Raw genomic sequence first — 20436 nt, forward strand, 5'->3', positions numbered from 1 at the left:
TGGTGGGTATAGCTCAGTTGGTTAGAGCACCAGATTGTGGCTCTGGGGGCCGTGAGTTCGAGTCTCATTATCCACCCCATATTTTGACCCATTAGCTCAGTCGGTAGAGCACCTGACTTTTAATCAGGGTGTCCCGCGTTCGAGTCGCGGATGGGTCACCAAAGAAATGGCGACATAGCCAAGTGGTAAGGCAGAGGACTGCAACTCCTTCATCCCCAGTTCAAATCTGGGTGTCGCCTCCATTTTTTTTGTGAAAATAAAATAAGCGCGCCTATAGCTCAACTGGATAGAGTGTCTGACTACGAATCAGAAGGTTGGGGGTTCGAGTCCCTCTGGGCGCACCATGTTAAATTGGGCTCATAGCTCAGCTGGGAGAGCACCTGCCTTACAAGCAGGGGGTCACAGGTTCGAGCCCTGTTGAGCCCACCAATTTTGAAAAACACCTTTATTTTAAGGGTGTTTTTTTATTTTATAGTAAACTATAGATACACCTAACAATTCATTATGTGTATTAACTACCTAGATTTCGTACAAATGAAATCCAGGTAGCTATTCTGATTTTAGAGGGATTATCAAAACTACCTACAAAAGCACCGGGAATGCAACGATATTTTGAATATAACTAAGTATTTATCTTATTAATAATACTAAAATATGCGAACTCACTATGGTCAAATACGCAAATTTATTAACGTATTATTAAATGATAAAAACTAAGTTATATTAGTCAAAATATCTAAAAACATTCACTAACGCTTCTATAGACAGTTTTAATAGTAGGTTTTTTATTGTAAAATTGAACTTTGACTTCCTACTTTTATCATCGTAAAAAATTGTGAAACAGTTGCAATGTATCTTGATTTTGGAAATGTTCATTGCTCACATAGATTTAGAGACCTTAATATATAAAATTAAACCTGCTTAAATAGACTCTGCTGTTGTCTACTTAAACAGGTTTTATATATTCTTTAACTACATAGCGCTTTTATATACTTGAATTATTTCTTCTAAAGAAGCTTGTTTAGGGTTAGTGAAGCCACAAGCATCTTTTAGAGCGTTTTCAGAAAGAATAGTTAAATCTTCTTCTTTTGCATCCAATTCTTTTAATCCAGAAGGAATACCAATTTCTTTAGATAATTTTTTGATAGAATCTATAACTTTAATGGCTGCTTCTTCATTTGAGATATTATCAATATCTTCTCCCATAGCTTTAGCTATTTCAACAAATCTATGAGGAACTACTTTAGAATTATATTCTTGAACATGAGGCAATAATATAGCATTACAAACTCCATGAGGTAGATCATAAAAACCGCCTAACTGATGTGCCATAGCATGAACATATCCAAGACTTGCATTATTGAATGCCATTCCAGCTAAAAATTGAGCATAGGCCATTTTATCCCTAGCATCTACATTAGATCCATTATTTACAGCTTCATTTAGATGGGTACATATTAACTCTATTGCCATTAATGCACAAGCATCTGTTATAGGAGTAGCTTGTGTAGAAACAAAAGCTTCTATTGCATGAGTAAGAGCATCCATTCCTGTAGCTGCTGTTAACGATGCTGGTTTTTCAAGCATTAGTAATGGATCGTTTACAGATATAGTTGGGGTAGTATGATTATCAACTATAGCCATTTTTATATGTCTATCTTCATCTGTTATTATACAAAATTTAGTCATCTCGCTTGCTGTTCCTGCAGTTGTGTTAATAGCAACCAATGGAATCATAGATTTTTTAGACTTATTAACTCCTTCGTAATCTTTTATACATCCCCCATTACCTGCAACAATACCAATACCTTTAGCACAATCGTGAGGTGAACCTCCTCCGAATGAAATAATAAAGTCACAATTATTTTTTTTGAAAAGATCTAAACCATCTTCAACATTTGTTACAGTAGGATTAGGTTTAGTTTTATCGAATACAACATAATCTATATTGCTTTTATCTAATACAGCTGTTAATTTATCTATTAAACCTATTTTAACTAACATTTTATCTGTTACTATTAAAGCTTTTTTTAATCCTAGAGATAAAACCTCATCTCCAACTTCTTTTAAACATCCAGGCCCCATTAAATTAACAGATGGCATATTAAATTTATAAGTCTTATTCATTGAAAAAACCTCCTCGAAATTTATGTTAAAAAAATAACTTGAAATCTATACATACAATATTAGTACATTTATTTAAATAAAACTAACTCTAAATTTTATAAAATACGTGTAAATTTGATGAATTCAACTAAAATCAAATAAATTTAAATTGCAAATAGTTAAAAAAGTAATAGAATATATAGTATAATGTGTATATGAAAGTAAACAAATAATGGATAAATTTAAATTATTAACATGGTATATGCTAAATTAAAGATAAAAAATTAACATTGTATATACTAACATTTGGAGGAAAGAACTTATGATCAATAATTTTGACAGAAATATTGAACTAATAGACGGTATAGAAACCGATTACATGAGATTTTTATATTATGATTTTGAAAAACCATATAGTGGATGTTATAAATCGTATGAAAATAATAGAATATGTACTATACTTAAAGGTCAAAAAAAATTAAGGGTAGATGAAAGCGATAATTTTTATTATGGAAAAGATGAATTTATAATATTGCCACCAAACTCAAAAGTGGAAATGGAAATGAAAACACCTACAAAAGCTTTAGTGTTAGAAATAGAACAAGGAATAATAAAGAATGTAGTAAATAAAGTTAATTGTGATATAAAAAGTAACATAAGTCCTAAAGATAAAAACATATTTTTAGGTAAAAAAAATCAAAATATAAATGAAATATTTGGGAAGATTATAAAAACCAATTTTTCTCTAGAAAAAAACAAGTATTTTTTAATGGATCTATATATCCAGGAAATGTTATACAATATATTAAAAATACAAGGATCAGAAGATATATTGACAAAAGAACATACTCATCCAATATCAATAGCTACAAAATATATACGTGAAAACTATAATAAGAATATAAAAATAAAAGATATAGCTAATTATCTAAATATGTCCGAATCTAATTTTTCAATACAGTTTAAAAATATAGTTGGAATGACTCCTAACCTATACTTAAAAGAAATAAAGCTTAAAAAATCAATAAATCTTCTAAAAGAGAAGAATGTAACTGAGGTTGCTTATGATTTAGGATACGAGAATATATCATATTTTATAAGTCAATTTAAGAATAAATATGGCCATACACCTAAACAATACCAAAAGATAAAACAAAAAAGAACTCTTTAGAGTTCTTTTTTTTTCTAAAAAAAGTATATATTTTAGCATAAAAGTCCAAAATTAAAATATAAATTTATAGTAGGGAGGGGTACATTTATGAGTATTAATTTTTTTAAGAAACAGGTAGATGAAAATGAAGAATTTATGAATGATTTGCGAGAAGCATACATAGATTTAAAAGCAGCGGAATCCTTTTTTGACAATGTAAAAGATCCTGATTTAGTAGACTATGCGATATTTAGATTAGAAGCAGCCAAATCTAAATATTCTTATTTTTTAAGAAAGGCAAAAGAAAATGGGGTAATTTATAAAGGTGTATGTAATGTATAAATATATTTTCTAAATACTATTGAGTAGTATTGGATTATAAAATTAATATATAATAGATAAACTTGGGGGGATAAATATGATTGATGTTTTATTACAGGTGAAGCTTATACTGTTATATGGAATCATAATACTGAGCATTTATACTATAGCTTTATTGATGATAGGACCATTGAAATTGATAGGCAAAATAGGTGCTAAATTAATGGTTGGTGGTTTGTGCATATTTATTTTAAATTATATTTTTAGTATATTTAATCTAAACTTAAATATAGGTATAAATTTAATAACATCATTTTGCACAGCTTATTTAGGTGTATTTGGAGTTTTAGCTATATCTTTAATAAAATATTTGTTATAAATTAACAACTGTAAAAAGAAAAGCTTGTATTTAGGCTTTTCTTTTTTTATAATGAATAGTAAATTATAATCCTTTTAAATTGTGGAAATATAATTTATGTTATGAAGTTCAAAAAAGTACACATTGATAATTTTTATAATAAAGAGTGTGGAAGTAATCTTCAGATATAGTTACAAACTTAACCTGACCTGAAGATCAGTTTCAATTGATTATAATGATGTATTAAGAAATGATTTATGTATAAGGAGATGAATTTATGTACGTAATATTTAAAGATGATATAATAGATAGCAACGATATAAAAGAAATAATATTAGATAATAGTGAATTTAATATATTAGAAGATATGAGCCTAAGATCTAAAAGAGAAGATATGCTTGCGTTTAATATGAGTATAAGTATAGATGTATTAAATGAAATGTTAAAAGACGATGGCTATGATTTGGAAGAAGAAAATAAAGAGGAATTACTTGATGAATATATGGACTTGGCAGATACTTTAGCTGTAGAATTAGAAGAATATATGCCTGAAAGAACCATTTTAAAAGCATATTCTTACAAGTACGATGAAGTAGAAGGGTGCATTAAATTAGTATTTGTTATGTGTCATAGAGATATAGGAGAATTAAAATTAAGTGATATAGTAAAAAGATTGCTGTCTATAGTAGGATAATATAATTCAATTTGAATTTAAAAAAAATATGTCTATGAAAATATTTTAAATCAATATTTTTATAGGCATATTTTAGATTTTATATTAATCTTATTTAGAAGATTGGAAAAATTAAATGTATAAAAAGAAATGTATTAAATAACAACATAATGGTAATAATACCTTGTAAATGATAAATATAGGAGGTATTATCTATGGAGTTATTATCTAGAAATTCATTCAGTAACTGCAAAGCTAAATCAATTAGGAAAAAGGGGTTTGTACCTGGAATTTTGTATGGTAAAAATATGGATTCTATCGGTGTTGCTATGGATAAAAAAGAATTTAAACAAATATACAGTCAAAATAAAGAAAATAAAGTATTTGATATAGATTTTAACAATGAAGTTCATAAGGTTTATATACATGAAGTTCAAAGAGATACTATGAATGATAAAGAATTTATACACTTTGATTTGCATAAGGTTACTGATGAAGATTTTGTTCACACTCATATGCCTATTGTATTAGAGAATAAATCTAAAATAGAGAGTCAAGGATATGTTGTACAACAACAACTTTTAGATGTTGAAGTTAAATATGGGGCCTACAATACAGCTACACATGTTAGCGGAGATTTATCTTATCTTGGAGATGGAGGATCGCTTACAGTTGCAGATTTAAATATACCTCAAGGCATATCTATTTTAGAAGATATGAATTCAATTGTTGCATCTGTTAACTATCCGAAAGCTTATCAAACTGTTGATGTGGAAACTGATGTAGTAGAGCAGAGATAGTTGAACTTAACAAATAAATCAAAATAATATCTGAAATAAATACTTAAGGGTTCTTAACTATATCATTAAAAATATTTAGTTGAGAACTCCTAAATTCAAGATTAATTATACAATTTACTTATACTATAAATAACAATAAAATCAATCTAACAAAAGAGAAGGTATAAATATAATTAATAATATATTAAAAAAAGTGTTGACGGATGTATAGAATGGTGATATATTATTACTTGTCCTCAACAACGAGGCAAACACGAAACACAAAATGAACTTTGAAAATTAAACAGTAGGTTATAAATAAATCACAAACAGTGATTTTCGGAAACAACACATAAAGTCAGTTACTGAGTACTGACAAACTTTTATTTAAGAGTTTGATCCTGGCTCAGGATGAACGCTGGCGGCGTGCCTAACACATGCAAGTCGAGCGGAGATTAAGAAGCTTGCTTCTTAATCTTAGCGGCGGACGGGTGAGTAACGCGTGGGTAACCTGCCCTATACACACGGATAACATATCGAAAGATATGCTAATACGAGATAATACATTTTTAAGGCATCTTAAAAATGTCAAAGATTTTATCGGTGTAGGATGGACCCGCGTCCCATTAGCTAGTTGGTGAGGTAAAAGCTTACCAAGGCGACGATGGGTAGCCGACCTGAGAGGGTGATCGGCCACACTGGAACTGAGACACGGTCCAGACTCCTACGGGAGGCAGCAGTGGGGAATATTGCACAATGGGGGAAACCCTGATGCAGCAACGCCGCGTGAGCGATGAAGGCCTTCGGGTCGTAAAGCTCTGTCCTAAGGGAAGATAATGACGGTACCTTAGGAGGAAGCCCCGGCTAACTACGTGCCAGCAGCCGCGGTAATACGTAGGGGGCAAGCGTTATCCGGAATAACTGGGCGTAAAGGGTGCGTAGGCGGCCCTGCAAGTCAGAAGTGAAAGGCTACGGCTCAACCGTAGTAAGCTTTTGAAACTGTAGGGCTTGAGTGCAGGAGAGGAGAGTAGAATTCCTAGTGTAGCGGTGAAATGCGTAGATATTAGGAGGAATACCAGTTGCGAAGGCGGCTCTCTGGACTGTAACTGACGCTGAGGCACGAAAGCGTGGGGAGCGAACAGGATTAGATACCCTGGTAGTCCACGCCGTAAACGATGAGTGCTAGGTGTCGGGGGTTACCCCCCTCGGTGCCGCAGCTAACGCATTAAGCACTCCGCCTGGGGAGTACGCTCGCAAGAGTGAAACTCAAAGGAATTGACGGGGACCCGCACAAGTAGCGGAGCATGTGGTTTAATTCGAAGCAACGCGAAGAACCTTACCTAAGCTTGACATCCCTCAGACCGCTTCTTAATCGAAGCTTTCCCTTCGGGGACTGAGGTGACAGGTGGTGCATGGTTGTCGTCAGCTCGTGTCGTGAGATGTTGGGTTAAGTCCCGCAACGAGCGCAACCCTTATCTTTAGTTGCCAGCATTTCGGATGGGCACTCTAGAGAGACTGCCGAGGATAACTCGGAGGAAGGTGGGGATGACGTCAAATCATCATGCCCCTTATGCTTAGGGCTACACACGTGCTACAATGGCTAGTACAGAGAGTTGCGAAACCGCGAGGTCAAGCTAATCTCTTAAAGCTAGTCTCAGTTCGGATTGCAGGCTGAAACTCGCCTGCATGAAGCTGGAGTTACTAGTAATCGCGAATCAGAATGTCGCGGTGAATGCGTTCCCGGGTCTTGTACACACCGCCCGTCACACCACGGAAGTTGGGGGCGCCCGAAGTCAGATATCCAACCGCAAGGAGGAATCTGCCGAAGGTGAAATCAATGACTGGGGTGAAGTCGTAACAAGGTAGCCGTATCGGAAGGTGCGGCTGGATCACCTCCTTTCTAAGGAGAAATAACCTACTGTTTAATTTTGAGGGTTTATTCCTCAAAATAGTACTTTGAAAATTGAACAGATTTAAATAAATTTAGGTTAAGTTATTAAGGGCGTAGGGCGGATGCCTTGGCACCAAGAGCCGATGAAGGACGTGGTAAGCTGCGATAAGCTTCGGGGAGATGCAAGCAATCTTTGATCCGGAGATTTCCGAATGGGGAAACCCACCTAGAGTAATGTCTAGGTATCCTTAGATGAATTCATAGTCTAAGGAGGGGAACCGGGGGAACTGAAACATCTAAGTACCCCGAGGAGGAGAAAGAAAAATCGATTCCCTGAGTAGCGGCGAGCGAAAGGGGATTAGCCCAAACCTATGAAGTTTTCTTCATAGGGGTTGAGGATATGCTTATTAAGATGGAGGTATTGTAGTCGAAGAGGTTTGGAAAGACCCACCGTAGAAGGTAATAGTCCTGTAGATTAAACGAGAAGACCATCAAGCGTACTCCAGAGTACCACGGGACACGTGAAACCCTGTGGGAAGCTGGGGGGACCACCCCCCAAGGCTAAATACTCCTTGGTGACCGATAGCGTATAGTACCGTGAGGGAAAGGTGAAAAGAACCCCGGAAGGGGAGTGAAATAGAACCTGAAACCCTATGCCTACAAGCTGTGGGAGCACATTATTAGTGTGACCACGTACTTTTTGTAGAACGGGCCAACGAGTTACGATAAGTAGCAAGGTTAAGGACTTAGGGTCTGGAGCCGTAGCGAAAGCGAGTCTTAACTGGGCGATTCAGTTACTTGTCGTAGACCCGAAACCGAGCGACCTACCCATGGCCAGGATGAAGCGAAAGTAAAATTTCGTGGAGGTCCGAACCCACGCACGTTGAAAAGTGCGGGGATGAGCTGTGGGTAGAGGTGAAATTCCAATCGAGCTCGGAGATAGCTGGTTCTCCCCGAAATAGCTTTAGGGCTAGCCTCAAGCTTAGAGATGAGGAGGTAGAGCACTGAATGTCCTAGGGGCCCTATGGGTTACCGAAGACTATCAAACTCCGAATGCCTTTATCTTTTGCTTGGGAGTCAGACTGTGGGTGATAAGATTCATAGTCGAGAGGGAAACAGCCCAGACCGTCAGCTAAGGTCCCTAAATGTAAGTTAAGTGGTAAAGGATGTGGGATTGCACAGACAACCAGGATGTTGGCTTAGAAGCAGCCATTCATTCAAAGAGTGCGTAATAGCTCACTGGTCGAGTGATCCTGCGCCGAAAATTATCGGGGCTAAAACTTACTACCGAAGCTACGGCATTGACTTTGTCAATGGGTAGGGGAGCATTCACTGCGGGTTGAAGCTAGACCGGAAGGACTAGTGGACTGCAGTGAAGAGAGAATGTTGGCATGAGTAGCGAGACGTAGGTGAGAATCCTACGGGCCGAAAACCCAAGGTTTCCTGAGGAAGGTTCGTCCGCTCAGGGTTAGTCGGGACCTAAGCCGAGGCCGAAAGGCGTAGGTGATGGACAACAGGTTGAGATTCCTGTACTACCGATAATCGTTTGAAGAATGGGGTGACACAGAAGGATAGGCTATCCTACTATTGGATGTAGGTCCAAGCATTAAGGGAGCACTGATAGGCAAATCCGTCGGTGCAATTCTGAGGTGTGATGGGGAGCGAAATTAAGTAGCGAAGTAGTCGATTTCATGCTGTCAAGAAAAGCCTCTACTGAGATTAAAGGTACCCGTACCGCAAACCGACACAGGTGGGTGAGAAGAGAATTCTAAGGCTAGCGAGAGAACTTTTGTTAAGGAACTCGGCAAAATGACCCCGTAACTTAGGGATAAGGGGTGCCTCATTAGGGTGTATGCCCGAAGAGGCCGCAGAGAATAGGCCCAAGCGACTGTTTACCAAAAACATAGGTTTCTGCTAAGTCGAAAGACGATGTATAGGAGCTGACGCCTGCCCGGTGCTGGAAGGTTAAGGGGATGTGTTAGACGTAAGTCGAAGCATTGAACTTAAGCCCCAGTAAACGGCGGCCGTAACTATAACGGTCCTAAGGTAGCGAAATTCCTTGTCGGGTAAGTTCCGACCCGCACGAAAGGCGTAACGATTTGGGCACTGTCTCAACAAAAGACTCGGTGAAATTGTAATTCCGGTGAAGATGCCGGATACCTGCGACAGGACGGAAAGACCCCATGGAGCTTTACTGTAGCCTGGCATTGGATTTCGATATTACATGTACAGGATAGGTGGGAGACTGAGATACGAGAACGCCAGTTTTCGTGGAGTCACCCTTGGGATACCACCCTTGTAATATTGAGATTCTAACCATAGACCATGAATCTGGTCTTGGGACACTGTCAGGTGGACAGTTTGACTGGGGCGGTCGCCTCCCAAAATGTAACGGAGGCGCCCAAAGGTTCCCTCAGCACGGTCGGAAATCGTGCGAAGAGTGCAAAGGCAAAAGGGAGCTTGATTGCAAGACATACAGGTCGAGCAAGGACGAAAGTCGGGCTTAGTGATCCGGTGGTTCCGCGTGGAAGGGCCATCGCTCAACGGATAAAAGCTACCCTGGGGATAACAGGCTTATCTCCCCCAAGAGTCCACATCGACGGGGAGGTTTGGCACCTCGATGTCGGCTCATCACATCCTGGGGCTGTAGTAGGTCCCAAGGGTTGGGCTGTTCGCCCATTAAAGTGGTACGCGAGCTGGGTTCAGAACGTCGTGAGACAGTTCGGTCCCTATCCGTCGCAGGCGTAGGAAATTTGAGAGGAGCTGTCCTTAGTACGAGAGGACCGGGATGGACATACCTCTGGTGCACCAGTTGTCACGCCAGTGGCATAGCTGGGTAGCTATGTATGGAATGGATAAGCGCTGAAAGCATCTAAGCGCGAAGCCAACCTCAAGATAAGATTTCCCATCTTTATGAGTAAGATCCCAGGAAGACTACCTGGTTGATAGGTTCAAGGTGTAAGCTCAGTAATGAGTTCAGCTGATGAATACTAATAGATCGAGGACTTAACCTTTTATTAAATCTGGTCAATTTTGAAAGTATTAAAATCTAATACTTACAACTTAAAAGATTATGTGGTTATTACAGCAAAGAGGATACACCTGTTCCCATTCCGAACACAGAAGTTAAGCTCTTTAGCGCCGATGGTACTTGGGGGGCAGCCCCCTGGGAGAGTAGGACGTAGCCACGTAATCTTTTTTTATGCACTTTTTTACTTATTGTATAGTGGTTAATCTGAAAAGATGGTCATTAAAATACCGTACATGTGTTAAATTTTTTAATAAAACTAAGTATTGTGTCTTATTAAATATACTAAAACTTCTTAAACTCGCTTAGGCTCAAACATAAGAAGTTTTTTAACGTATATTTAAATACCACAACAACAAGTTTTATACAAAAAAATTTAAATCATGTACTAACATTTTAATAACCATCTTTTTTAGCATGTGAGTATATCAATAAAGCTGATGTTTATAATAAAAATCGTACATGTATACTTGAACTCTCTTGCAGTCAGACACAAGAAGTTTTTTGCGTATATTTAAACATCTCAACCTAAGTACTATAGTAAGATATCAACCAAAAAGTAGCTAACATTATTAATGAGGCTCATTTTTAGTATGTGAATATATCAATAAAGCTGATGTCATAAGAAAAAGAATTACGTGACTACTGGAAGAATTATGGATTGTAGCAAGTCCATGTACCTATGTCTTCAAATCCTAATTTTTTATACATTTCCCCAGCCTTAGGATTATCGTAAAAAAGGCAAAGTGTTTTGTTTTCTTTTAAAAGATCTTTACATAGGTGAGATACACAAGCTGATGCATAGCCTTTTTTTCTGTAGTTTGGATGAGTACATACACCTATAATCATAGCAGAAATACTATTTTCAGCTGTAGTTTGTGCAATTGAGACAACCTCATCATCTTCTTCTATACAATAGGATCTACCACTTTCAAAATGTCTCTTAACTATTTCTAATGGGAAATTGTCAAACTCAGCAATTGACTGATGAAGTTTTATTATACTTTCGACTTTATCTAAATTTAATTGTTTAATTTGAGTATTCAAATTGATATTTTTTAATTTTGAAATATCATCTAGTTTACAAAAATGCATATCACTTTTTTTGCTAAAGTCAAATAGGTATTGAAATTTTTCTATTATACTTTTCTCGCCCGATAAAGCTTTAAAATCTATATTTTTCATAATATTATAAAATCCATTAATATCAAATTTATCTCTAGAGTAGAATATAAGATTGTGGTGAAATCGTAACAATACGGCTATTAGAAGTCCATCATCATTAATTTGTCCCCAAATCTCTTGAAAATTTTTATCATATCCATAGTTTTCAATATCTCCTATGATAAAAAGATTTATTTCACTTTCTTGTTTTAAATATTTCATTAAAGCTTTATTGTAGTTATTATTTAATTGTATAATCATAAGTTACCCCCTAAAGTTTAGAGAAATAAAATTTTGTAAGTAATATTATTCTATATAAAATAAATATAACCTTTGTTTTTAGATAATTCTTTTTGTATAAATATTTTTGGTAATAAAGTATAATACAACCAATATTTGAGTATAATTTATAATAAAGATAATTTATTTTTATTACAAAAATTTTAAAAATAAAGAAGGAAATAAAGACAAAAAAATAGAAATATAAGAATACATATTGAATATGGGATGTGATAAAATGAAAAATAAAAAAATATTATATTTTAATCAATATATCAATAAAATAGATAAAGACGAAAAGCAGAGAAAAGAATTGATAAATCTTATAAAAAAAATAGCAAACAATATAACTAAAGAAAACGTACTATAAAGGAGCCTAACGGCTCCTTTATAGTTTTTTTGTTAGAGCTATTTAAAATTAAAACCATCTATATATGATCTTAATTCATTAAACTCTGTAGGATCTTGTAATTCTACAACTTCACTGCGCTCCATTTCAAAGTTTTTTAGATACACAGAAAATGTATTTTCATTAGCAGAATCATAGTAAATACATCTATAGCCATCTTCATATAGTTTTTTTAAATGACTTAATTTATCATTCATAAAAGCACCACCTTTTTAATAATAAATAGAAAATTATAGATTTTAGTATTATTTTTTTCAATATAGATATAAATATTCAACTTAATCTATAAAAAGATTAAGTTTTGAAGGATATAACTTATTAAGTACGATCTTTTATTATAAAAAGTAATAAAAACTTTAAAAAAGTGTTGACGAATGTGTTAGAAGGTGATATATTATTACTTGTCCTCGACAACGAGGCAAACACGAAACACAAAATGAACTTTGAAAATTAAACAGTAGGTTATAAATAAATCACAAACAGTGATTTTCGGAAACAACACATAAAGTCAGTTACTGAGTACTGACAAACTTTTATTTAAGAGTTTGATCCTGGCTCAGGATGAACGCTGGCGGCGTGCCTAACACATGCAAGTCGAGCGGAGATTAAGAAGCTTGCTTCTTAATCTTAGCGGCGGACGGGTGAGTAACGCGTGGGTAACCTGCCCTATACACACGGATAACATATCGAAAGATATGCTAATACGAGATAATACATTTTTAAGGCATCTTAAAAATGTCAAAGATTTTATCGGTGTAGGATGGACCCGCGTCCCATTAGCTAGTTGGTGAGGTAAAAGCTTACCAAGGCGACGATGGGTAGCCGACCTGAGAGGGTGATCGGCCACACTGGAACTGAGACACGGTCCAGACTCCTACGGGAGGCAGCAGTGGGGAATATTGCACAATGGGGGAAACCCTGATGCAGCAACGCCGCGTGAGCGATGAAGGCCTTCGGGTCGTAAAGCTCTGTCCTAAGGGAAGATAATGACGGTACCTTAGGAGGAAGCCCCGGCTAACTACGTGCCAGCAGCCGCGGTAATACGTAGGGGGCAAGCGTTATCCGGAATAACTGGGCGTAAAGGGTGCGTAGGCGGCCCTGCAAGTCAGAAGTGAAAGGCTACGGCTCAACCGTAGTAAGCTTTTGAAACTGTAGGGCTTGAGTGCAGGAGAGGAGAGTAGAATTCCTAGTGTAGCGGTGAAATGCGTAGATATTAGGAGGAATACCAGTTGCGAAGGCGGCTCTCTGGACTGTAACTGACGCTGAGGCACGAAAGCGTGGGGAGCGAACAGGATTAGATACCCTGGTAGTCCACGCCGTAAACGATGAGTGCTAGGTGTCGGGGGTTACCCCCCTCGGTGCCGCAGCTAACGCATTAAGCACTCCGCCTGGGGAGTACGCTCGCAAGAGTGAAACTCAAAGGAATTGACGGGGACCCGCACAAGTAGCGGAGCATGTGGTTTAATTCGAAGCAACGCGAAGAACCTTACCTAAGCTTGACATCCCTCAGACCGCTTCTTAATCGAAGCTTTCCCTTCGGGGACTGAGGTGACAGGTGGTGCATGGTTGTCGTCAGCTCGTGTCGTGAGATGTTGGGTTAAGTCCCGCAACGAGCGCAACCCTTATCTTTAGTTGCCAGCATTTCGGATGGGCACTCTAGAGAGACTGCCGAGGATAACTCGGAGGAAGGTGGGGATGACGTCAAATCATCATGCCCCTTATGCTTAGGGCTACACACGTGCTACAATGGCTAGTACAGAGAGTTGCGAAACCGCGAGGTCAAGCTAATCTCTTAAAGCTAGTCTCAGTTCGGATTGCAGGCTGAAACTCGCCTGCATGAAGCTGGAGTTACTAGTAATCGCGAATCAGAATGTCGCGGTGAATGCGTTCCCGGGTCTTGTACACACCGCCCGTCACACCACGGAAGTTGGGGGCGCCCGAAGTCAGATATCCAACCGCAAGGAGGAATCTGCCGAAGGTGAAATCAATGACTGGGGTGAAGTCGTAACAAGGTAGCCGTATCGGAAGGTGCGGCTGGATCACCTCCTTTCTAAGGAGAAATAACCTACTGTTTAATTTTGAGGGTTTATTCCTCAAAATAGTACTTTGAAAATTGAACAGATTTAAATAAATTTAGGTTAAGTTATTAAGGGCGTAGGGCGGATGCCTTGGCACCAAGAGCCGATGAAGGACGTGGTAAGCTGCGATAAGCTTCGGGGAGATGCAAGCAATCTTTGATCCGGAGATTTCCGAATGGGGAAACCCACCTAGAGTAATGTCTAGGTATCCTTAGATGAATTCATAGTCTAAGGAGGGGAACCGGGGGAACTGAAACATCTAAGTACCCCGAGGAGGAGAAAGAAAAATCGATTCCCTGAGTAGCGGCGAGCGAAAGGGGATTAGCCCAAACCTATGAAGTTTTCTTCATAGGGGTTGCGGATATGCTTATTAAGATGGAGGTATTGTAGTCGAAGAGGTTTGGAAAGACCCACCGTAGAAGGTAATAGTCCTGTAGATTAAACGAGAAGACCATCAAGCGTACTCCAGAGTACCACGGGACACGTGAAACCCTGTGGGAAGCTGGGGGGACCACCCCCCAAGGCTAAATACTCCTTGGTGACCGATAGCGTATAGTACCGTGAGGGAAAGGTGAAAAGAACCCCGGAAGGGGAGTGAAATAGAACCTGAAACCCTATGCCTACAAGCTGTGGGAGCACATTATTAGTGTGACCACGTACTTTTTGTAGAACGGGCCAACGAGTTACGATAAGTAGCAAGGTTAAGGACTTAGGGTCTGGAGCCGTAGCGAAAGCGAGTCTTAACTGGGCGATTCAGTTACTTGTCGTAGACCCGAAACCGAGCGACCTACCCATGGCCAGGATGAAGCGAAAGTAAAATTTCGTGGAGGTCCGAACCCACGCACGTTGAAAAGTGCGGGGATGAGCTGTGGGTAGAGGTGAAATTCCAATCGAGCTCGGAGATAGCTGGTTCTCCCCGAAATAGCTTTAGGGCTAGCCTCAAGCTTAGAGATGAGGAGGTAGAGCACTGAATGTCCTAGGGGCCCTATGGGTTACCGAAGACTATCAAACTCCGAATGCCTTTATCTTTTGCTTGGGAGTCAGACTGTGGGTGATAAGATTCATAGTCGAGAGGGAAACAGCCCAGACCGTCAGCTAAGGTCCCTAAATGTAAGTTAAGTGGTAAAGGATGTGGGATTGCACAGACAACCAGGATGTTGGCTTAGAAGCAGCCATTCATTCAAAGAGTGCGTAATAGCTCACTGGTCGAGTGATCCTGCGCCGAAAATTATCGGGGCTAAAACTTACTACCGAAGCTACGGCATTGACTTTGTCAATGGGTAGGGGAGCATTCACTGCGGGTTGAAGCTAGACCGGAAGGACTAGTGGACTGCAGTGAAGAGAGAATGTTGGCATGAGTAGCGAGACGTAGGTGAGAATCCTACGGGCCGAAAACCCAAGGTTTCCTGAGGAAGGTTCGTCCGCTCAGGGTTAGTCGGGACCTAAGCCGAGGCCGAAAGGCGTAGGTGATGGACAACAGGTTGAGATTCCTGTACTACCGATAATCGTTTGAAGAATGGGGTGACACAGAAGGATAGGCTATCCTACTATTGGATGTAGGTCCAAGCATTAAGGGAGCACTGATAGGCAAATCCGTCGGTGCAATTCTGAGGTGTGATGGGGAGCGAAATTAAGTAGCGAAGTAGTCGATTTCATGCTGTCAAGAAAAGCCTCTACTGAGATTAAAGGTACCCGTACCGCAAACCGACACAGGTGGGTGAGAAGAGAATTCTAAGGCTAGCGAGAGAACTTTTGTTAAGGAACTCGGCAAAATGACCCCGTAACTTAGGGATAAGGGGTGCCTCATTAGGGTGTATGCCCGAAGAGGCCGCAGAGAATAGGCCCAAGCGACTGTTTACCAAAAACATAGGTTTCTGCTAAGTCGAAAGACGATGTATAGGAGCTGACGCCTGCCCGGTGCTGGAAGGTTAAGGGGATGTGTTAGACGCAAGTCGAAGCATTGAACTTAAGCCCCAGTAAACGGCGGCCGTAACTATAACGGTCCTAAGGTAGCGAAATTCCTTGTCGGGTAAGTTCCGACCCGCACGAAAGGCGTAACGATTTGGGCACTGTCTCAACAAAAGACTCGGTGAAATTGTAATTCCGGTGAAGATGCCGGATACCTGCGACAGGACGGAAAGACCCCATGGAGCTTTACTGTAGCCTGGCATTGGATTTCGATATTACATGTACAGGATAGGTGGGAGACTGAGATACGAGAACGCCAGTTTTCGTGGAGTCACCCTTGGGATACCACCCTTGTAATATTGAGATTCTAACCATAGACCATGAATCTGGTCTTGGGACACTGTCAGGTGGACAGTTTGACTGGGGCGGTCGCCTCCCAAAATGTAACGGAGGCGCCCAAAGGTTCCCTCAGCACGGTCGGAAATCGTGCGAAGAGTGCAAAGGCAAAAGGGAGCTTGATTGCAAGACATACAGGTCGAGCAAGGACGAAAGTCGGGCTTAGTGATCCGGTGGTTCCGCGTGGAAGGGCCATCGCTCAACGGATAAAAGCTACCCTGGGGATAACAGGCTTATCTCCCCCAAGAGTCCACATCGACGGGGAGGTTTGGCACCTCGATGTCGGCTCATCACATCCTGGGGCTGTAGTAGGTCCCAAGGGTTGGGCTGTTCGCCCATTAAAGTGGTACGCGAGCTGGGTTCAGAACGTCGTGAGACAGTTCGGTCCCTATCCGTCGCAGGCGTAGGAAATTTGAGAGGAGCTGTCCTTAGTACGAGAGGACCGGGATGGACATACCTCTGGTGCACCAGTTGTCACGCCAGTGGCATAGCTGGGTAGCTATGTATGGAATGGATAAGCGCTGAAAGCATCTAAGCGCGAAGCCAACCTCAAGATAAGATTTCCCATCTTTATGAGTAAGATCCCAGGAAGACTACCTGGTTGATAGGTTCAAGGTGTAAGCTCAGTAATGGGTTCAGCTGATGAATACTAATAGATCGAGGACTTAACCTTTTATTAAATCTGGTCAATTTTGAAAGTATTAAAATCTAATACTTACAATTCAAAAGATTATGTGGTTATTACAGCAAAGAGGATACACCTGTTCCCATTCCGAACACAGAAGTTAAGCTCTTTAGCGCCGATGGTACTTGGGGGGCAGCCCCCTGGGAGAGTAGGACGTAGCCACGTAATCTTTTTTTATTATATTTTTTGTGTTATAATAGTTCTTAAGTAGTATATCCATATAGGGGGTATAAAATATGATTTTAAAGGACTTGTTTTTTAAAGGAATGAGCTTTCAAGAGTTTTTAGAATCGGCAGAAGATGTATATAAGGAGAAAATAGAAAAAATAAAAGACAGTATAAATATGGACAAAAAATTAGTTAATAAGATAAAAATTATCCAAAAAAAGATATATATATTGGCATTCGCAGAAGATTGGTGTCCTGATTGCCAAATAAATTTACCTGGAGTAAGCTTTATATGCGATTTAAATTCAAACATTAATTTAAGAATTGTATCAAGAGAAGGAAATGAGGAAGCTTTGAATAAGTATAAACTTCATGGAAAACCTAAGATACCAACATTTATAATAATGGATGAGGACTTTGAAGAATTGGGAGTATTCATAGAATTACCGACAATATTAAGAGAAATCATAAATAGAGGAAATGAAGCGGAGATATTAGTTTCGAAAAGAAAATATAAAAAAGGTGAATACTCGAAAAATACAATAGATGATGTTTTAAAAATAATAGGCTTTTAAAAAGACCTATTATTTTTTTTGCAAAAAATTAAATAAGTTAGAACGGCGACATGAGTCACCGCGCTAGCGAGTAGATGAATTTTTTAATGCATAAGTAATTATATGATTTTGAATTTCTAGATAATATTGATTAAAAAGTGATATTTGCAACTATTTTTGAGCAACGGAGCCTGGAAGGATCGTTGGCGACATGAGTCACCGAGTTAGCGAGGAGACGAAATTTTATATATCATACATAATAAAAACTTTAAAACATAATATTTTATATATAAGAAAATTATAATGTTTTTAAAAATGAAACTTAATCAAACTATATAAGTGAAAGATATTATATTTTATTTTGGATTATACACAAAAGCTAAAAAAAGGAAAAATTCAAAAGATATAGAATATTATAAAAAAGCGAAGGGGGATTTTTCTATGAAAATTTATGAAAGTGATAAAATAAGGAATATTGCAGTTTTAGGACATTCAGGATGTGGAAAAAGTAATTTAATAGAAGCTGTTTTATATACTAATAAAGTAGTAAATAGAATAAGTAAGCCAAATGAAGAAGTAAATATGACATCCACTCTTAATTTAGTTCCTGTTGAATGGAATAATCACAAATATAATTTCTTAGACACTCCTGGATATTTTGATTTTTATGGAGAATCAATATCAGCTATTAAAGCAGCAGCAGGATCTATCATAGTAGTAGATGGAACCTGTGATATTCAAGTTGGAACGGATAAAGCTTTAGAAATAACAGATGAAAATAATACCCCAAAATTCATATTTATAAATAAAATTGATAGTCAAAAAGCCAAATACAATAAAGTGTTAGAGCAATTAAGAGAAAGATATGGAAAAAAAATAGCTCCTTTTCATTTACCTATGGGAAATAATGAAGAATTTAAAGGATTCATAAACGTAGTAGATATGTTCGCACGAGAATATAATGGAAAAGATTGTATTACGGTTGATATTCCTGAAGATGTCAAGGAAGAAATAAGCCCTATTAGGGAAATGCTGTTAGAGTCAGTTGCTGAAACTGATGATGAACTTCTTGATAAATATTTTTCTCAAGTGGAATTTACACAGGAGGAAATACATAGGGGATTAAGAGAAGGTGTATTAAAAGGAAATATTATTCCTGTTTTATGTGGTTCTACAACTAAGAATATAGGAATACATACTTTACTGGATATGGTTTGGGATTATATGCCATCTCCTATTGATATAGGAATGAGTAGTGAGAATAAAGAGTTCTCAGGGATAGTTTTTAAAACATTAGTTGATCCATTTGTAGGTAAAATATCTTTACTTAAAGTATGTGAAGGAGAATTAACTCCAGACACTGAAGTTTACAATATAAATAAAGAAAACAAGGAAAAAATATATCATATATATTCATTGAAGAATAAAGATCAAATTGAACTTAAAAAAGCTGTTGCTGGAGATATAGTAGTATTAAATAAACTTTCAAATGTTCAAACGGGAGATACTCTGGCTACAAGCTCAAAAAAGGAACCTTTTGAAAATATAGAGTTTCCAAAGCCACAAATATATTATGCAATAAATAGCTTAAAAAAGGGAGATGAAGAAAAAATAAGTAATGGACTTCATAAATTATCAGAAGAAGATCTTTCTTTTAAATGGTTTAGAAATCATGAAACAAAGCAAACATTAATAGGAGGTCAAGGCGAACTTCATATAAATTCTATAAAGGATAAATTGAAAGAGAAATTTGGAGTAGATGTCAGACTCTCAGATTTAAAAGTAGCATATAGAGAAACCATAAAAGGAAAATCAGATGTTCAAGGAAAGCATAAAAAGCAAAGTGGAGGTCATGGACAATATGGAGATGTTAAGATAAAATTTGAACCATCTGAAGAAGAATTTATATTTGAGGAATCTGTATTTGGAGGATCAGTACCAAGACAGTATATACCTGCTGTTGAAAAAGGTCTTAAAGAATGTCTTAGAGAAGGTTCATTAGCAGGATTCCCTGTTATGAATATAAAAGCAACATTATACGATGGATCATATCATGATGTTGACTCATCTGAGATGGCATTTAAAATAGCATCTTCGATTGCATTTAAAAAAGGGATACAAGAAGCAGATCCTATATTGTTAGAACCTATAATGAATTTAAAAATAGTAGTTCCAGAAGAGTATATGGGAGATATAATGGGAGATATAAACAAAAGAAGAGGTAAAATACTTGGAATGGAGCCTTCTTCAAGAGGTAAGCAGGTTATATATGCTCAGGCACCACAAGCAGAAACTTTTAAATACGCAATAGACTTAAGATCTATGACTCAAGGAAGAGGTTATTTTGAAATGGAATTTGATAAATATGATGAAGTTCCATCGCAATTTGCAGAGAAGATAATAGAAGAAGCAAAAAATAATAAATAGATTAAAAAAGGATGACTTAAAAAGTCATCCTTTTTTAATCTATACCTATCTGAATTAACATT

Annotated in this window: 11 protein-coding genes, 5 tRNA genes and 6 rRNA genes; 19 read left to right on the forward strand and 3 right to left on the reverse strand. The window is 37.8% G+C overall.

Annotated features, from left to right (window positions below; genetic code table 11):
- Positions 1–2: 2 nt before the first annotated feature.
- From P4S50_RS18855 to P4S50_RS18875, 5 genes are all read left to right on the forward strand, one after another.
- Positions 3–79, forward strand: a tRNA-His gene (locus P4S50_RS18855).
- A 6-nt stretch (positions 80–85) separates the two neighbouring features.
- A tRNA-Lys gene (locus P4S50_RS18860) sits at positions 86–161 on the forward strand.
- Positions 162–168: 7 nt separating this feature from the next.
- Positions 169–242 (forward strand) — tRNA-Cys (locus P4S50_RS18865).
- A gap of 25 nt (positions 243–267) precedes the next feature.
- Positions 268–344: transfer RNA gene (locus P4S50_RS18870), tRNA-Arg, on the forward strand.
- A 9-nt stretch (positions 345–353) separates the two neighbouring features.
- Positions 354–429: transfer RNA gene (locus tag P4S50_RS18875), tRNA-Val, on the forward strand.
- Positions 430–972: 543 nt separating this feature from the next.
- Here the strand turns inward: P4S50_RS18875 and P4S50_RS18880 are convergent.
- A complete protein-coding gene (locus P4S50_RS18880; RefSeq protein ID WP_277732314.1) occupies positions 973–2127 on the reverse strand; it encodes an iron-containing alcohol dehydrogenase in 1155 nt (384 codons plus the stop codon).
- A gap of 301 nt (positions 2128–2428) precedes the next feature.
- Here P4S50_RS18880 and P4S50_RS18885 point away from each other — a divergent pair, with 301 nt between their 5' ends.
- The 8 genes from P4S50_RS18885 (at position 2429) to rrf (P4S50_RS18920) (ending at position 10469) form a co-directional block, all read left to right on the forward strand.
- The gene (locus tag P4S50_RS18885; RefSeq protein WP_277732315.1) at positions 2429–3277 is read left to right on the forward strand and encodes a helix-turn-helix domain-containing protein; all 849 of its coding nucleotides are present in this window, start codon (positions 2429–2431) and stop codon (positions 3275–3277) included.
- 87 nt (positions 3278–3364) lie between these two features.
- Positions 3365–3598: a DUF2508 family protein gene (locus P4S50_RS18890; protein WP_277732316.1), complete on the forward strand. Its 234-nt coding sequence runs from the start codon at positions 3365–3367 to the stop codon at positions 3596–3598.
- 76 nt (positions 3599–3674) lie between these two features.
- On the forward strand, positions 3675–3956 hold the full coding sequence (locus tag P4S50_RS18895; protein ID WP_277732317.1) for a pro-sigmaK processing inhibitor BofA family protein: 282 nt from the start codon (positions 3675–3677) through the stop codon (positions 3954–3956).
- A gap of 256 nt (positions 3957–4212) precedes the next feature.
- Positions 4213–4629 carry a hypothetical protein gene (locus P4S50_RS18900; protein WP_277732318.1) on the forward strand — a complete coding sequence of 139 codons (417 nt, stop codon included), beginning with the start codon at positions 4213–4215 and terminating at the stop codon, positions 4627–4629.
- A 194-nt stretch (positions 4630–4823) separates the two neighbouring features.
- The gene (locus tag P4S50_RS18905) at positions 4824–5408 is read left to right on the forward strand and encodes a 50S ribosomal protein L25 (protein WP_277732319.1); all 585 of its coding nucleotides are present in this window, start codon (positions 4824–4826) and stop codon (positions 5406–5408) included.
- Positions 5409–5770: 362 nt separating this feature from the next.
- Positions 5771–7287, forward strand: a 16S ribosomal RNA gene (locus tag P4S50_RS18910).
- 86 nt (positions 7288–7373) lie between these two features.
- Positions 7374–10292, forward strand: a 23S ribosomal RNA gene (locus P4S50_RS18915).
- 60 nt (positions 10293–10352) lie between these two features.
- A 5S ribosomal RNA gene (gene rrf, locus P4S50_RS18920) occupies positions 10353–10469 on the forward strand.
- Together the 16S, 23S and 5S rRNA genes form the textbook arrangement of a ribosomal RNA operon.
- 491 nt (positions 10470–10960) lie before the next feature.
- Here the strand turns inward: rrf (P4S50_RS18920) and P4S50_RS18925 are convergent.
- Complete coding sequence (locus P4S50_RS18925; protein WP_277732320.1) at positions 10961–11731, reverse strand: GNAT family N-acetyltransferase; 771 nt, start codon at positions 11729–11731, stop codon at positions 10961–10963.
- A gap of 256 nt (positions 11732–11987) precedes the next feature.
- Between P4S50_RS18925 and P4S50_RS18930 the strand changes: the two genes are divergently transcribed.
- On the forward strand, positions 11988–12119 hold the full coding sequence (locus P4S50_RS18930) for a hypothetical protein (protein ID WP_277732321.1): 132 nt from the start codon (positions 11988–11990) through the stop codon (positions 12117–12119).
- A gap of 38 nt (positions 12120–12157) precedes the next feature.
- On the opposite strand, the gene P4S50_RS18935 is transcribed toward P4S50_RS18930, so the two are convergent.
- Positions 12158–12355, reverse strand: a complete 198-nt coding sequence (locus P4S50_RS18935) for a hypothetical protein (protein WP_277732322.1) — start codon at positions 12353–12355, stop codon at positions 12158–12160.
- Between the two features lie 336 nt (positions 12356–12691).
- On the opposite strand from P4S50_RS18935, the gene P4S50_RS18940 reads away from it, so the two are divergent.
- From P4S50_RS18940 to P4S50_RS18960, 5 genes are all read left to right on the forward strand, one after another.
- Positions 12692–14208: ribosomal RNA gene (locus P4S50_RS18940) — 16S ribosomal RNA — on the forward strand.
- Between the two features lie 86 nt (positions 14209–14294).
- Positions 14295–17213 (forward strand): 23S ribosomal RNA (locus tag P4S50_RS18945).
- A 60-nt stretch (positions 17214–17273) separates the two neighbouring features.
- A 5S ribosomal RNA gene (gene rrf, locus P4S50_RS18950) occupies positions 17274–17390 on the forward strand.
- A gap of 71 nt (positions 17391–17461) precedes the next feature.
- On the forward strand, positions 17462–17968 hold the full coding sequence (locus tag P4S50_RS18955) for a thioredoxin family protein (protein WP_277732323.1): 507 nt from the start codon (positions 17462–17464) through the stop codon (positions 17966–17968).
- Between the two features lie 420 nt (positions 17969–18388).
- Positions 18389–20374: an elongation factor G gene (locus P4S50_RS18960; protein ID WP_277732324.1), complete on the forward strand. Its 1986-nt coding sequence runs from the start codon at positions 18389–18391 to the stop codon at positions 20372–20374.
- Positions 20375–20436 lie beyond the last annotated feature (62 nt).

The organism is Tepidibacter hydrothermalis, from assembly GCF_029542625.1.
GTDB lineage: Bacteria > Bacillota > Clostridia > Peptostreptococcales > Peptostreptococcaceae > Tepidibacter_A > Tepidibacter_A hydrothermalis.

Coding starts and splice junctions, on each gene's coding strand:
- P4S50_RS18890 (WP_277732316.1), top strand. CDS start 3,365: ATGAGTATTAATTTTTTTAAGAAACAGGTAGATGAAAATGAAGAATTT.
- P4S50_RS18935 (WP_277732322.1), bottom strand. CDS start 12,355: ATGAATGATAAATTAAGTCATTTAAAAAAACTATATGAAGATGGCTAT.
- P4S50_RS18895 (WP_277732317.1), top strand. CDS start 3,675: ATGATTGATGTTTTATTACAGGTGAAGCTTATACTGTTATATGGAATC.
- P4S50_RS18930 (WP_277732321.1), top strand. CDS start 11,988: ATGAAAAATAAAAAAATATTATATTTTAATCAATATATCAATAAAATA.
- P4S50_RS18885 (WP_277732315.1), top strand. CDS start 2,429: ATGATCAATAATTTTGACAGAAATATTGAACTAATAGACGGTATAGAA.
- P4S50_RS18960 (WP_277732324.1), top strand. CDS start 18,389: ATGAAAATTTATGAAAGTGATAAAATAAGGAATATTGCAGTTTTAGGA.
- P4S50_RS18880 (WP_277732314.1), bottom strand. CDS start 2,127: ATGAATAAGACTTATAAATTTAATATGCCATCTGTTAATTTAATGGGG.
- P4S50_RS18905 (WP_277732319.1), top strand. CDS start 4,824: ATGGAGTTATTATCTAGAAATTCATTCAGTAACTGCAAAGCTAAATCA.
- P4S50_RS18900 (WP_277732318.1), top strand. CDS start 4,213: ATGTACGTAATATTTAAAGATGATATAATAGATAGCAACGATATAAAA.
- P4S50_RS18925 (WP_277732320.1), bottom strand. CDS start 11,731: ATGATTATACAATTAAATAATAACTACAATAAAGCTTTAATGAAATAT.
- P4S50_RS18955 (WP_277732323.1), top strand. CDS start 17,462: ATGATTTTAAAGGACTTGTTTTTTAAAGGAATGAGCTTTCAAGAGTTT.